The sequence below is a fragment of the Streptomyces sp. 8N706 genome (assembly GCF_052245415.1).
Lineage (GTDB): Bacteria > Actinomycetota > Actinomycetes > Streptomycetales > Streptomycetaceae > Streptomyces.
The window spans coordinates 1-12,794 of sequence record NZ_JBQQBW010000157.1 but is presented as its reverse complement, the minus strand read 5'-3'; the positions used below and the strand labels follow the sequence as shown (position 1 = coordinate 12,794).

Sequence of the window (12,794 nt, the reverse complement as noted above, 5' to 3'; positions counted from 1 at the left end):
GCGTCGGCCAGGCCGCGTTCCGCCGCTACGGCCTGCTCGGCGCTGCTGCGGGCAGCCCGGTCGAGGCTCTCGGCGTCCCGACGGGCCTCGGTCAGGCGTGCGCGCCGTTCACGTTCCGCACGCTCGCGCTCGCGACTGCGTGCGGCCAGGTCGGCGACCGTCGCAAGCCCCTCCCGGCCTTCCTGATCCTTCTGGTCGTCCCGGTCGCTCCGTCCCTGCGCACCCGTCCGCTTCCGCTCGGCCCGCCCGGTCCGCCCGGCCGCGGCGCGGTCACGGGAGTCGGGCTGCCCGGACGGGCGCAGCTGGTGCACGGTGGCATCGGCAGGCGGGCCGAAGCCGGCCGGTGGAGCCAGGGGCTTGACCAGGCGTCCCGTCGCCAGTTCGCGGGCCGCTTCGGGGTCGGCCAGAGCCGCGTGCACCGTCGCCTCGACCTCGCGCAGCGCGCTCTCCGGCACCGGGCGTCCGGCCTCGGCAGTGAGCCGACGGGCCTGCTCGGACAGGGCGGCAACCAGCCGGCGCTGCTGGTGGGAGAGCTCGCGCAGCTGCCGGCCGTCCAGCTCGTGGTGGGCTCGGCGCAACTGTTCGCCCAGCCCCAGGAGCGCCTCGATCTGCTTCCGCTCGCGGCGGACAAGGAGATTGACCGCCCAGGCCGCCAGCGTCGGGCGGCGCAGGGCGCGGATCCTGGCCGCCTCTTCGCGCGGGGCGGTGCCGGCGGCTTCGTCGCGCGCCGCCGTGAAGACCTCCGGCGGCAACGCGTAGAGCTCCTCGGCAATCTCCTCCCAACCCATATAGTTATGTTTGCACCCTTAAGGCCCGTATTCGGTCGTCCACGCCCGGGGGCTCGGAGCCGTCGCGCCCCGGCCTGCCACCCTCGGTCCGCTCGCCGGGTTCCCGGCCGACGCGGTGGTGCCGTGGGGCGGTCCAGCCGGGCAGGCGCGATGGTGGAGGAACAGGGCACACGACGGAACCGAGGACGGAGAGGGCAGTGAAGTTCGGAATTTCCACCTTCATCACCGACCAGGGCATCGCGCCGGCACCTCTGGGACGCGCCATCGAGGAGCGCGCCTTCGACTCTCTGTTCATCGCGGAGCACACCCATATCCCGCTGAGTCGCGAGACGCCGTACCCGGGCGGCGGGGAGCTGCCGGAGGAGTACTACCGCACCCTGGACCCCTTCGTGGCGCTGAGCACGGTGGCGGCCGTGACCGAACGGCTGCTGGTGGGCACGGGGGTCGCCCTGGTGATCCAGCGCGACCCCATCATCACCGCCAAGGAGGTCGCCTCGCTCGATCTGGTGTCCGGTGGCCGTGCCGTCTTCGGCATCGGCGCGGGCTGGAACCGCGAGGAGATGCGCAACCACGGCACCGATCCACGTACCCGCGGTCGGCTGCTGGATGAGCGGATGCGGGCCATTCTCCGGCTGTGGACCGAGGAACACCCCGGGTTCCACGGCGACTTCGTCGACTTCGACCCGGTGGTCTCCCTGCCCGAGCCGGTGCAGCGGCCGCACCCGCCCGTGTACGTCGGTGGCGGCAGCGAGCGCACCTTCGCCCGTATCGGTGAGTACGGGGACGCCTGGCTGGCGAACACTCTGATGCCGGACGAACTGGGCCCGAAGATGGATGAGTTGCGCAAGACAGCGGGGCGCGAGGTCCCTGTCACCGTGTACGCGGCCCCGGCGAGCCCCGAGGTGGTGGAGGGGTACGCCCGCCTGGGCGTCGAACGGGTGCTTCTCTACCTCCCGACACTGCCGGAGAGCGAGAGCCTGGAACACCTGGACCAACTGGCCGAGTTCGCCGGGGCCTACCGCTAGCGCAGGGAGAGGCCGTCGCACGATGCCGGACATGGACCCGGGGGAAGCCAGGCGTCTGTTCGCCGGTGCCCGAGTGGCCCGGCTGGCGACAGCGGACGGAGAGGGCCGTCCGCACCTGGTCCCCGTGGTCTTCGCGGTGCACGGCGACACGGTCGTGATGGCGGTCGACCACAAGCCCAAGCGGACGACCCGGTTGAAGCGGCTCGCCAATATCCGGGCGAACCCCTCCGTGTGTCTGCTGGTGGACCGGTACGACGAGGACTGGAGCCGGCTGTGGTGGGTTCGGGCCGACGGCGAGGCCCGGATCGGAGTCCCGCCGTCGCGGCCCCCTGACGCGGCGGCGGATCCGCACGATGCGCTCGAACTGCTGAGGGTGAAGTACCCGCAGTACCGGGAACGGCCTCCGGAGGGGCCGGTGGTGCTGGTCACCGTCGGCCGTTGGCGAGGATGGCGAAGCCGCTGAATGCCAACGGGGCGTCACAGACGAGCCGAGTGATGGACCGCAGATTCCGCGCCACGCCGTAGATGCCGATACGTCGTGGCCGCACCACAACGAGTTTCGCGGCCGGCTCCGTTGAGCCGAGTGATGGACCAACTATTCCGCGCCACGCCGTAGATGCACATACGCCATGGGCACACCGCAAGAATTCCCCGACCGACTCCCTCGAGCCGATCAATGGACCACCCATTCCGCGCCACGCCGCAGATATGCATACGCCGTGGCCTCTCCGCCGGGGCATTCAGCGGCGGGCTCCGTTTCCGGCGACGCCGTCGGCTGCTCGCCGTCCTGATCACGACGGATATTCTCCCCGGGGAAGGCCCAGCCCTATGCCTTTCTCCGGGCCGACGCACGCCACAGCCGATGTCCATGGGCTCATTGGCATGCACAACGGTCAGCAGCCCCGTCCGAGGATCAGCCCGGAGAACGATGACGCGGGCGCCCATGGGACCGATCATTGATGTAGGCACATATCCGCACCACTGCTCGGCGCGATGATGCGTTTCCTTTTCCCAGGGCCGTTTCCCGGAAGCGGTGGGTCCGGTTCTGGGGTTCGGCTCTTCCGTTCTCAGTCCAACCTGCACTTCATTACCGAGCGTGAAGCATTGGCCAAAGATGAGTGATAGGTGGAACCTCCGCACGTCAATGGCGCTCTCATCGAGGGACAACGACAGGAGACGACTGTGAGACGCGACCCGGTGCAAACCCAGAACCAGTGCCCCCAGTGCGGGGGTCAGATGCAGCAGAGCCCGAACGGCGGCTGGCTGTGCGGGAACTGCGGAGCCCAGCGTTGACCATCGACTCCTCCTGGACAACGACCTGCCCCGGCTGCGGAGCGCAGACAGACGGGCTGCACAACCGCTACCTCTGCGGGATCTGCGGTTGGGTGAGCCCACCCGAGGACGACACTCCTCCGTCTCATCTCGAGCACTGAGGCCCGCCCCACCGGCCGTCAGTGCCGCCCGGCCGTCAGCCGCCGGCCGTCAGCCGCGCTGTCGTGAGCCGCCCGGCCCGGTGTGAGGCGAGGGGACACGACCACGTTAGATGGAAGCATGCTCAGCTCTGGGACTCATGTTGCGGTGGAAGAACTGATCCGGACCGTGGCTTCCGAAGAGGCGCTCACCCGCTTCGGACGGCTGTCGGACGCCGAGATCAGTGAGAAGACCGGCCCCCTCGACCTGGTCACGGTCGCCGACCGGAAGGTGGAGGAGCGGCTGACCGCCGCACTCACCTCGCTGATACCCGGCTCCTTGGTCATCGGCGAGGAAGCGGTGGCAGCCGATCCGGGGCTCGTGGACGCTCTGCACGGTGACGCACCTGTCTGGATCATCGACCCGATCGACGGCACCTCCAACTTCGTCCGGCAGCAGCCCGAGTTCGCCACGCTGGTCTCCCTCGCCCGCCATGGGGAACTGCTCGCCTCCTGGACGCACCTCCCCGTTCCCGGCCTGATGGCCGTGGCGCGGCGCGGAGAGGGGGCGCTCCTCAACGGTGAACCGGTACGGCTCCCCGTGGCCCCGGGCAATGACGACGTCCTCCAGCTGGCGAGCGCACGGCCCGTATATCTCACCCCTGAGCAGAACCAGCGGTTCTACGAGCTCGGCCCCGCCCATGGGGTGAAGGCGTGCGCAAGCGGCTCAGCCGGCTGTGACTACCTGGATGTCGCACGCGGCGAGCTGGACGCCGCCACGTACGCCTGGGACAACCCATGGGACCACTCCGCGGGCATCCTGCTCGTCGCCGAGGCCGGAGGGGCGGTCCTCAACCTGCATGGAGAGCCGTTTCGCATGGCGGACGGCGCACTCCCGTTCGCCGCCGCCCGGGACGAGGCGACGGCACGGCGTATCGCGGGCCTGCTGACCGCTCCTCTTCCATCAGCCGGTGCGCCCGGCTGATGAGGCGGCCTCGGCGCGGCGCCCACGGGTGGGACCTCGGTGGCAGGAATGTCCCCGCACTTCTGGGGAAGTGGCCAGAACGTGTACGGGGGAATCGCCTCTATCACGGGGATTCCACTTCACGGGCAAAGGATTGCGCCAGGATCGGCGGGTAACACGCCCTTCGAGCTCCACGGTGCGTCTCTTCCTCCGATGGACGACGACAGGAGACGGCTGTGAGATGCGACCCGGCGGAAGTGCGGAACCAGTGCCCCCAGTGCGGGGGGCAGATGCAGCAGAGCCCCAAAGGCGGCTGGCTGTGCGGAAACTGCGGAGCCCAGCGTTGACCGGAGACTCCTACTGGACAACGACCTGCCCCGGCTGCGGAGCGCAGATAGACGGGCTGCACAACCGCTACGTCTGCGGAATCTGCGGTTGGGTGAGCCCACCCGAGGACGACACTCCCCCGTCCGGTACGGAGGAGTGAACCAGGGCTCGGGGGGCCTTGAACGCGACGAGAACGCCACATCACCCCGCGCGGCGGCCGGTTGTCCGCGCAGGACTCGCCCCGCGGCGGATGCACCGGGATACCGGCCTCGCACGCGGCGGAACCCCGCGACGCCCGACGGAAACCGGTTCTTGTTCGGTCGACACCGGCCATACCGCTTTTCTCGGAACGTGGTACGACCGGTGTCGCGACCGGAGGAACTCGCCGAAGAGGTGGGAGAATCCCCCGGACCGGAGGAACTCATCGGAGAGGTGGGGGAATCCCCCGGTTCTACCGAAAGACGGGGACGTTGGTTACTTCACGCGCCCGTACCACACGCTGTGAGTCCAGATCTTCTCCAGCCGCACCGTCCTGCCGGGCTTCGGGGAATGCCAGATCCTGTTCTTACCGGCGTAGATACCGACGTGGTAGACATTCTTCCCTGAATGGAAGAACACAAGATCGCCCGCCTTACGGGATCGCACGGAGACATGGCGTGTCTTGTTGTACTGCGCGGCCGCTGTGCGGGGCAGTTTCTTTCCCGCCCGCTTGAACGAGTACAGCGTGAGCCCGGAGCAGTCGAACCGGTGCGGGCCCGCCGCCCCGTACCGATAAGGGGACCCCTTTTTGGAGGCCGCCACCTTCAGCGCCTTCCCGGCCGGAGTAGCGGCTTCGGCAGCGGGTGAAGCGCTGGGTATCAGGGTCGAACCGGCGAGAGCGGCGGCCGTGAGAACGGACAGGATTCCGGCCCGGGGTATGAGCGCAGGTATGCGTGTATGCGCAGACAAGCGAAAGCCCTTCGTCATCCGCCTGCGAAAGATGACCTGTCGGGTTCGGGCTGGCGAAGGTGCCCGGCCACTTGGCGTGGCTTCACCCCAAGAGCCACCGTGATCGTGGCCCGGTTGTGCTTGGGTCTCCCGCTCCTGCCGAACTGTGGTGCTCGATCTGCATCCGGAGCGGCGGCAGGACTCGGCGTCCGCCCGGATCGCCCCGCCGGGGTGGCGGGGGCTTGTCTTCGGTTATGGATCCTGCGTCATCAACCACCGTAATTCAGAGCCGAAATGGCCATCTGTGAACTTCTTCACTTCTCATCCGATGGAGCAAAACAGGCGTGCCACCTCGTGTGAATACTTGCGGTAACCCTTGTTGAGCAGCGGGGAGTTGGGAGCCGAATGCTGCCGACTCGACACGGTTGGACGCTCGATTCCATGGAGATGCAAGGACGTTGGGGCGAGCGGCGCGGGCACGAGCGACCGGGGTGGGTGGGCGCGGGATCGCCGGCTCCTGACCCGTCCGGCTCCCCGGCGTCCACGACGGCGACGGCGCGCTCACGGTCAGCCTCTCGCGTACCGCATCGCCGCTCCCCTGGCCCCGGCCGAGCCCCCGCCGGGCCGCACCCGCGGATGACCGAAGCGCGTACGAAGCGGCCGATGAAGATCGTCCATCGCAACCAGGGAGCTCACCCGCACCGGACATGGGGTCGGCGAGCACGGGGGCACGCAGCGTTCGGGGATCAGGAGACATCGCGGCCCTTCGGTGAGCGGGGCACGCAAGGCGGCGCCACCGCCCGCACCCGTACCACCGCGCCCCAGGGGGCGGTCGTCGACCGCGGCGCTCTCGCAGGGTCCGGCCCCGGACGACCGGGCCGGATCCTTGCGGTCCGGCCCCTCCGCTCCACGGTCTCCGGGACCAGACATACACCGCCACATCGTCTAAATTGGGGCGCGTGGGACTGTGGCGATCTGTTGTCATGCCGGACGTGTGGGAACGCGTTCACCAGCGGCACGCGCACTGAGACAGCGTGGCCCGGCCCGTCTGGGCCACGGGGACGGATACCAATGACGGACGGACACGACGGACACGACAAGCACGACGGAGACGAGGGACAGGACACACCACAGGGTCCCGAGAACCGCGGTCCGGACCCCCTCGGAGACTTCCTCTCCCACTTCCTCGGCAGCGGGCAGGCCGGACAGCGCCCGGACCCCCGCCGTGTCGACTTCAGCCGGCTGATGAGCGCACCGGCCCGGCAGCTCGTCTCCGCCGCCGCGACCTACGCCGCCCAGCACGGGAGCACCGACCTCGACACCGAGCATCTGCTGCGGGCGGCGCTCTCCGCGGAACCGACCCGGGGCATGGTCTCGCGGGCCGGGGCCGACCCCGACGCGCTCGCCGCCGAGATCGACCGGCAGGCCGGGGACGGGCCGCCCCGCAGCTCCATCGCCGTCACCCCGGCCGTCAAGCGTGCCCTGCTCGACGCCCATGAGATCGCCCGCTCCACCGGTGCCTCGTACATCGGTCCCGAGCACGTCCTCGTCGCCCTCGCCGCCAACCGGGACTCCACAGCGGGCCAGATCCTCAACGCCGCCCACTTCTCCCCACCGCCCCCCGGCGCGAAGAACGGCCTCCCGCCCGTCACCGGCAGCACCGGCCAGCGTCCCGGCGCCGGCGAGCGGAACACCCCCAACCTGGACAAGTTCGGCCGCGACCTCACCGACGCGGCACGCGAGGGCCGTATCGACCCGGTGATCGGCCGGGCCGAGGAGATCGAGCAGACCATCGAGGTGCTCGCCCGGCGGGGCAAGAACAACCCCGTCATGATCGGCGAAGCTGGAGTCGGCAAGACCGCCATCGTCGAGGGTCTGGCCCAGCGCATCGCGGACGCCGATGTCCCCGACATACTGCTGGGCCGGCGCGTCATCCAGCTCGACCTCTCCGGAGTGGTCGCCGGGACCCGCTTCCGCGGCGACTTCGAGGAGCGGCTCAACGGCATCATCGAGGAGATCCGCGCCCACTCGAACGAGCTGATCGTCTTCATCGACGAGCTGCACACCGTCGTCGGCGCCGGCGGCGGCTCCGAGGGCGGCCCGATGGACGCCAGCAATATGCTCAAGCCCGCCCTGGCCCGCGGTGAACTCCATGTCGTCGGCGCCAGCACGCTCGAGGAGTACCGGCGCTACATCGAGAAGGACGCCGCACTCGCCCGCCGCTTCCAGCCCGTCCTGGTCCCCGAGCCGAGCCCTGCGAACGCCGTCGAGATCCTGCGCGGGCTCCGGGACCGCTACGAGGCCCACCACCAGGTCCGCTACACCGACGAGGCACTGCTCGCCGCCGTCGAGCTCTCCGACCGCTACCTCACGGACCGCTATCTGCCCGACAAGGCGATCGACTTGATGGACCAGGCCGGCGCCCGGGTCCGGCTGCGCTCCTCCACCCGCGGCACGGACATCCGCGCCCTGGAGCGCGAAGTCGAGGAGCTGACCCGGGACAAGGACCAGGCCGTCGCCGCCGAGCAGTACGAACGGGCCACCGAGCTGCGCGACCGGATCGCCGACCTGGAACAGCGGATCCCCAAGGGTGGCCAGGCGCAGCCACCGCGCAGCCATGTCGCCGAGGTCACCGTCGAGGACATCGCCGGCATCGTGTCCCGGCAGACCGGGATCCCCGTCAGCAGCCTCACCGAGGAGGAGAGGGACCGCCTGCTCAGCCTGGAGGAGCATCTGCACCACCGCGTCGTCGGCCAGGACGAGGCGGTGACCGCCGTCGCCGACGCCGTACTGCGCTCCCGGGCCGGTCTGGCCGACCCCGGCCGTCCGATCGGCAGCTTCCTCTTCCTCGGCCCCACGGGGGTGGGCAAGACGGAGCTGGCCCGCGCGCTGGCGGAGGCGCTCTTCGGCAGCGAGGACCGGATGATCCGGCTCGATATGAGCGAATACCAGGAACGGCACACCGTCAGCCGTCTGGTCGGAGCGCCCCCGGGGTACGTCGGCCACGAGGATGCCGGACAGTTCACCGAGGCGGTGCGCCGGAACCCGTACTCGCTGCTGCTGATGGACGAGGTCGAGAAGGCCCACCCCGATGTCTTCAACATCCTCCTCCAGGTGCTCGACGACGGGCGGCTCACCGACTCCCAGGGGCGCACGGTCGATTTCAAGAACACCGTGATCGTGATGACCAGCAACCTCGGCTCGGAGGCCATCACCGGGCGCGGCGCGTCCATGGGCTTCGGCGCGGGTGATGCGGAGGCCGAGGAAGAGGCCCGCCGCGAACGGGTGTTGCGCCCGCTGCGCGACCATTTCCGGCCGGAGTTCCTCAACCGCATCGACGAGATCGTGATCTTCCGCCAGCTCGCCGACGAACAGCTGCGGCAGATCACGAACATGCTGCTGGACGACACCAGGCGCCGGCTCCGTGCCCAGGATGTCGCCGTCGACATCACCCCGGCGGCCGTCGACTGGCTCGCCCATCGCGGCTACCAGCCCGAGTACGGCGCGCGACCGCTGCGCCGTACGATCCAGCGCGAGGTCGACAACCAGCTCTCCCGCATGCTGCTGGACGGCACGCTGCAGCCCCACAGCCGTCTCCGGATCGATGTCGCCGACGGACAGCTGACGTTCCGCAGGGACGAAACGGCCACGGCGCCCCATGCACTGAGCCCCAGCGGCGGACCGGACGGTTCCGCGTAGGAGCTCCTCCCGAGGGGCGGCGGCTCACGTACCGGTGCCCCGGGTCGTACGGAGCATGACCGGGCCGGGGCGCCGGGGAGAGCCGAGATGCCGGTGGACACCACCTGTGGAACGGTGGAGACAAGGACCGCCGATCGGGTGAACCCGGCGGCGGCCAGGCCAGTGCTGACAAGGGAGCCACCATGACCGGCCATGTCAGTGGGGCTCGGGCAGGGGCAACTGCCCGACGTTCCGAAACGAGCGGGTTCATGAGCGGATGGGTCCTGTTCGCGGGGGTCATGATGATCTTCGGTGGACTGATGACCCTCTTCGCGGGGATCGCCGCCATCGCGAACGACGATGTGTTCGTCGCCACTCGCAATTACGTGTTCGAGTACGACCTCACCGGATGGGGCTGGATCCATCTGGTGCTGGGCGTTGTCATCACTCTCGCGGGGTTCGCCCTGTTCAGCGGGGCAGTGTGGGCGCGGTTCGTTGGCGTCCTCCTCGCCGGACTCGGCGCGCTGTCGAATTTCCTGTGGCTGCCGTACGCGCCGGTCTGGGCCATCGCCCTGCTGGCCATCGACGTCTTCGTCATCTGGGCGCTGTGCGCGGGACCGCGACGGTCCGAGGCCTGATATGCGAGGACCGCGGCAGCCGAGGGCGTGAGGAGAGAGCGAACGCGGTGATCCGACGCCGACCCGTCCTCCCTCGACCGGCCCCGTCAACGACGTCGCCGTGGAGGTCCCGTTGGCCCGGCCGGGAGGGCCGGTATCCCCTCCGGTGAACGCGTCCGTCCGCTGGAACACCCTGGAACCCCCGGTTTTTTGCCGGGGGTTCCGTCCTGTCCGCACCCACGGTGAGCTGCGGGGATTGGGTGATGGTCCGTCTCCTGGGCGATGACCGGCGCAAGGAACTCCGACTCGGACCAATCCGCACTCGTAGGTGCTCCGAATACCCAGTCAGGCACAGCTGATCCGGTTCGCCGGGCGTCGTCAACGCCGCGGGAACACGGGTGAGTTGCTGATCCGAGCCAGAGACCGACCACGGTTCCCGCCGCCACGCGGGGGCCGTCCGAAAGGGGATGCACGCCCGTGACAGTCCAGCGCACCGCTCGTCTTGCCGCACTCGTCGCTCTGCCCGCCGTTCTGACGTTCGCCGTGGCGACCCCGTCACTCGCCGACGGCCACGGCAAGGCGCACCAGATCGATCTGGAGCAGCTGAACAACTCAGGTGCCTCCGGAACGGTGATGCTCAGCACCGAGGGCAACCAGCTGACCGTGAAGGTCGAGTCCGAGGGACTCACGCCCGGCCAGCCGCATGCGCAGCACCTCCACGGCTCCACCGACGGCCATGACTTCCACTGCCCGGACGCGAGTGACGACACGGACGGCGACGGGATCCTCAACAACACCGAAGCCACGGTCGACTACGGCGACATCAACATCTCGCTCACCACCGAGGGCGACACGTCGCCGGACAGCGGCCTCGCCGTCGAGCGCATGCCCACCGCCGACGCGCAGGGCAAGCTCTCCTACGAGCGCACGATCACCGTCTCCCAGGACGTCGTGGAGAAGATTCAGGACCTCCACGTGGTGCAGCACGGAATCGACCCGAACAACAACAAGAAGTACGACTTCGAGGGCGCGGGCAAGAGCGAACTCGACCCCAAACTGCCCCAGGAGGCCACCGCCCCCACGAACTGCGGCGTCGTCAAGGGAGCGGCCGTCGGCTCCATTCCGGTGGGCGGCGTCGAGACCGGTCACGGCACCACCGACGGTATCGAGGCGCCGGGCCTGCTCGCTGCGGGCGGTGTCGCTCTCGTCGCCGCGGCCGGTGCGCTCACCATGGCACGCAAGCGTGCCCGGCAGTCCGCGCAGAACGGCTGAGGAGGGAGCAGCATGAGCCGATCGCACCAGGGTCCCAGGACCACATCGCGCCGCCCCCTGTTCATCGTCTCCGGCGCCGTCCTCGCCGTCACCACAGCCGTGCTGCTGGTGGTGGGGCTCTCACGCCAGGAGCCCGCACCGCCCGAGACCGCCCCGGCGGCGCAGGCCCCGGCCGTGGAGGGCGGACAGCAGGGCTCGCAGGCGTCGGGAAGCGGGGACAGTTCCTCAGGCAGCGGGAAGGGGGTGGGCACGATGGAGGCATCGCCCCCGGAGCGGATTTCCATCCCCTCCCTGAAGGTCTCCTCTTCCCTGGTGAAGCTGGGGCTGGGCAAGGGCGGGGCCATGGAGACACCGACCGATCCGGCCAAGGCGGGCTGGTACACCCCCGGCCCGACGCCCGGTGCCAAGGGACCGGCGGTCATCGCCGGTCATGTCACCTGGAACGGGGCCCAGGCGGTGTTCTTCAAGCTCGCCACCCTCAAGGCCGGTGACAACATCGAGGTCACCCGCCAGGACGGGAAGACGGCGGAGTTCACCGTCGACAAGATCGCCCAGTACCCCAAGAACCGCTTCCCGACGCTGGAGGTCTACAAGAACGTCGACCACGCCGGGCTGCGGCTCATCACCTGCGCCGGCGACTTCGACAAGAAGACCCACCACTACGCCGACAACGTCGTGGTCTATGCCTCCCTCACGGGAAGCCGCGGGTGAGGACGCTCGTCCCCTTCCCGGCGAGCTGACGCGGACTCCGGCTTACGATCGGAGGGGGACCTGTGCACACGGGTCCGCCCTCCGATCGGCCGCTCCCGCCCCCGGGCCCCGCGGGGGGCCCGCAGCGGCAGCCCGGAGCACACACCGTGGGACGGGCGCGGCACGCCAGCCACGCTCTCTCCCCGCGGAGACCGGAGGCTTCGGTCCTTCGCTTCTTTCGCCGCACGGCGCGGTCTGAGAACAATGGATCGGGTAGGGGTCTAGTGGGTCACGAAGCACCCAGGATGGACGGGCCACGATGAGCACACCCGATGCGGCTCATAGCGCGAACCCGGGTAGCCCGTTCGACGTTGCGCATGCGGCGACCGCCGTGGTGGATGCGCACGGTGTGATCGAACGGTGGAGCCTGGGTGCGCAGGCCCTGCTCGGCTACCCGGCGGCGGACATCGTCGGCCAGCCCGTCACAGCACTGCTCGCGGTCGGCGGCGCCGGCGACGCCGCGGCACCCCTCTCCGAGCGCCGCCGTACGGGCGACGGCTGGGAGGCCGTCGCGCCCGTACGCCACCGTGACGGACGGCGGCTGGAACTGGGGCTGCGGGCCTGCCGGCTGTGGGAGGTGGGCGGGAGACGCAGCTGGCTCGTCGCCGTCACCGATGTCGTGGGCCTGCGCGAGTGGGAGCGCGACCAGGCCGTGCTGCGCGGGCTGTTCACCCAGTCCCCCATCGGCATGGCCGTCGTGGACGCCCGGCTCCGGTACATGTTGATCAACCCCGCGATGGAACGTCTCGACGGGGTGCCCGCGAGACAGCGGCTGGGCCGCCGGCTGGGCGAGGCGATGCCGGGACTCGACGGGGCCGCCCTCGAACAGGAGGCCCAGCAGGTTCTGGAGACGGGTGAGCCGATGCTCACCTTCCAGCAGCTCGGTGCTGCCCCCGGCGACTCCCCCACGTACGCGGGGCGTGACCGCGTCCGGTCCGGCTCGGCCTTCCGGCTCGTGGACGCCTCGGGGCGCGTCCTCGGGGTCTGTCACACGGCCCTCGACGTCACCAGCCACTACCGGGCCCGGTAGCGGCTGG

The 12,794-nt window shown here is 69.8% G+C and carries 11 protein-coding genes and 1 riboswitch; of the genes, 9 read left to right on the top strand and 2 right to left on the bottom strand.

The genetic code is table 11. The features are described 5' to 3' along the window. The coding region (locus tag ACTWQE_RS31845; protein WP_443332565.1) for a hypothetical protein at positions 1 to 788 on the bottom strand (788 nt) is incomplete at its 3' end. Between the two features lie 197 nt (positions 789 to 985). Here ACTWQE_RS31845 and ACTWQE_RS31840 point away from each other — a divergent pair. From ACTWQE_RS31840 to ACTWQE_RS31825, 4 genes are all read left to right on the top strand, one after another. Further along, on the top strand, positions 986 to 1,813 hold the full coding sequence (locus ACTWQE_RS31840; protein ID WP_443332564.1) for an LLM class F420-dependent oxidoreductase: 828 nt from the start codon (positions 986 to 988) through the stop codon (positions 1,811 to 1,813). Between the two features lie 22 nt (positions 1,814 to 1,835). Next, entirely contained in the window at positions 1,836 to 2,276 is a 441-nt protein-coding gene (locus ACTWQE_RS31835; RefSeq protein WP_443332563.1) for a TIGR03668 family PPOX class F420-dependent oxidoreductase, read from the top strand. A 1,088-nt stretch (positions 2,277 to 3,364) separates the two neighbouring features. Further along, positions 3,365 to 4,207 (top strand): inositol monophosphatase family protein, encoded by an 843-nt coding sequence (locus tag ACTWQE_RS31830; protein WP_443332562.1) that lies wholly within the window; start codon positions 3,365 to 3,367, stop codon positions 4,205 to 4,207. A 322-nt stretch (positions 4,208 to 4,529) separates the two neighbouring features. Next, on the top strand, positions 4,530 to 4,673 hold the full coding sequence (locus ACTWQE_RS31825; RefSeq protein WP_443332561.1) for a hypothetical protein: 144 nt from the start codon (positions 4,530 to 4,532) through the stop codon (positions 4,671 to 4,673). Positions 4,674 to 4,987: 314 nt separating this feature from the next. Here ACTWQE_RS31825 and ACTWQE_RS31820 read toward each other — a convergent pair whose 3' ends face one another. Then, positions 4,988 to 5,461 (bottom strand): C40 family peptidase, encoded by a 474-nt coding sequence (locus ACTWQE_RS31820; RefSeq protein ID WP_443332560.1) that lies wholly within the window; start codon positions 5,459 to 5,461, stop codon positions 4,988 to 4,990. A 4-nt stretch (positions 5,462 to 5,465) separates the two neighbouring features. Continuing rightward, positions 5,466 to 5,622, bottom strand: a riboswitch (cyclic di-AMP (ydaO/yuaA leader). A gap of 889 nt (positions 5,623 to 6,511) precedes the next feature. On the opposite strand from ACTWQE_RS31820, the gene ACTWQE_RS31815 reads away from it, so the two are divergent. The 5 genes from ACTWQE_RS31815 (at position 6,512) to ACTWQE_RS31795 (ending at position 12,787) form a co-directional block, all read left to right on the top strand. Continuing rightward, positions 6,512 to 9,139, top strand: coding sequence for an ATP-dependent Clp protease ATP-binding subunit (locus tag ACTWQE_RS31815; RefSeq protein ID WP_443332559.1), 2,628 nt, complete (start codon positions 6,512 to 6,514; stop codon positions 9,137 to 9,139). A gap of 248 nt (positions 9,140 to 9,387) precedes the next feature. Further along, the gene (locus ACTWQE_RS31810) at positions 9,388 to 9,756 is read left to right on the top strand and encodes a DUF7144 family membrane protein (protein WP_443332558.1); all 369 of its coding nucleotides are present in this window, start codon (positions 9,388 to 9,390) and stop codon (positions 9,754 to 9,756) included. Positions 9,757 to 10,212: 456 nt separating this feature from the next. Then, positions 10,213 to 11,007: a hypothetical protein gene (locus ACTWQE_RS31805; RefSeq protein ID WP_443332557.1), complete on the top strand. Its 795-nt coding sequence runs from the start codon at positions 10,213 to 10,215 to the stop codon at positions 11,005 to 11,007. A 12-nt stretch (positions 11,008 to 11,019) separates the two neighbouring features. Further along, complete coding sequence (locus ACTWQE_RS31800; protein WP_443332556.1) at positions 11,020 to 11,718, top strand: class F sortase; 699 nt, start codon at positions 11,020 to 11,022, stop codon at positions 11,716 to 11,718. A 298-nt stretch (positions 11,719 to 12,016) separates the two neighbouring features. Next, complete coding sequence (locus ACTWQE_RS31795; protein WP_443332555.1) at positions 12,017 to 12,787, top strand: PAS domain-containing protein; 771 nt, start codon at positions 12,017 to 12,019, stop codon at positions 12,785 to 12,787. The last annotated feature ends 7 nt before the right edge of the window (positions 12,788 to 12,794 follow it).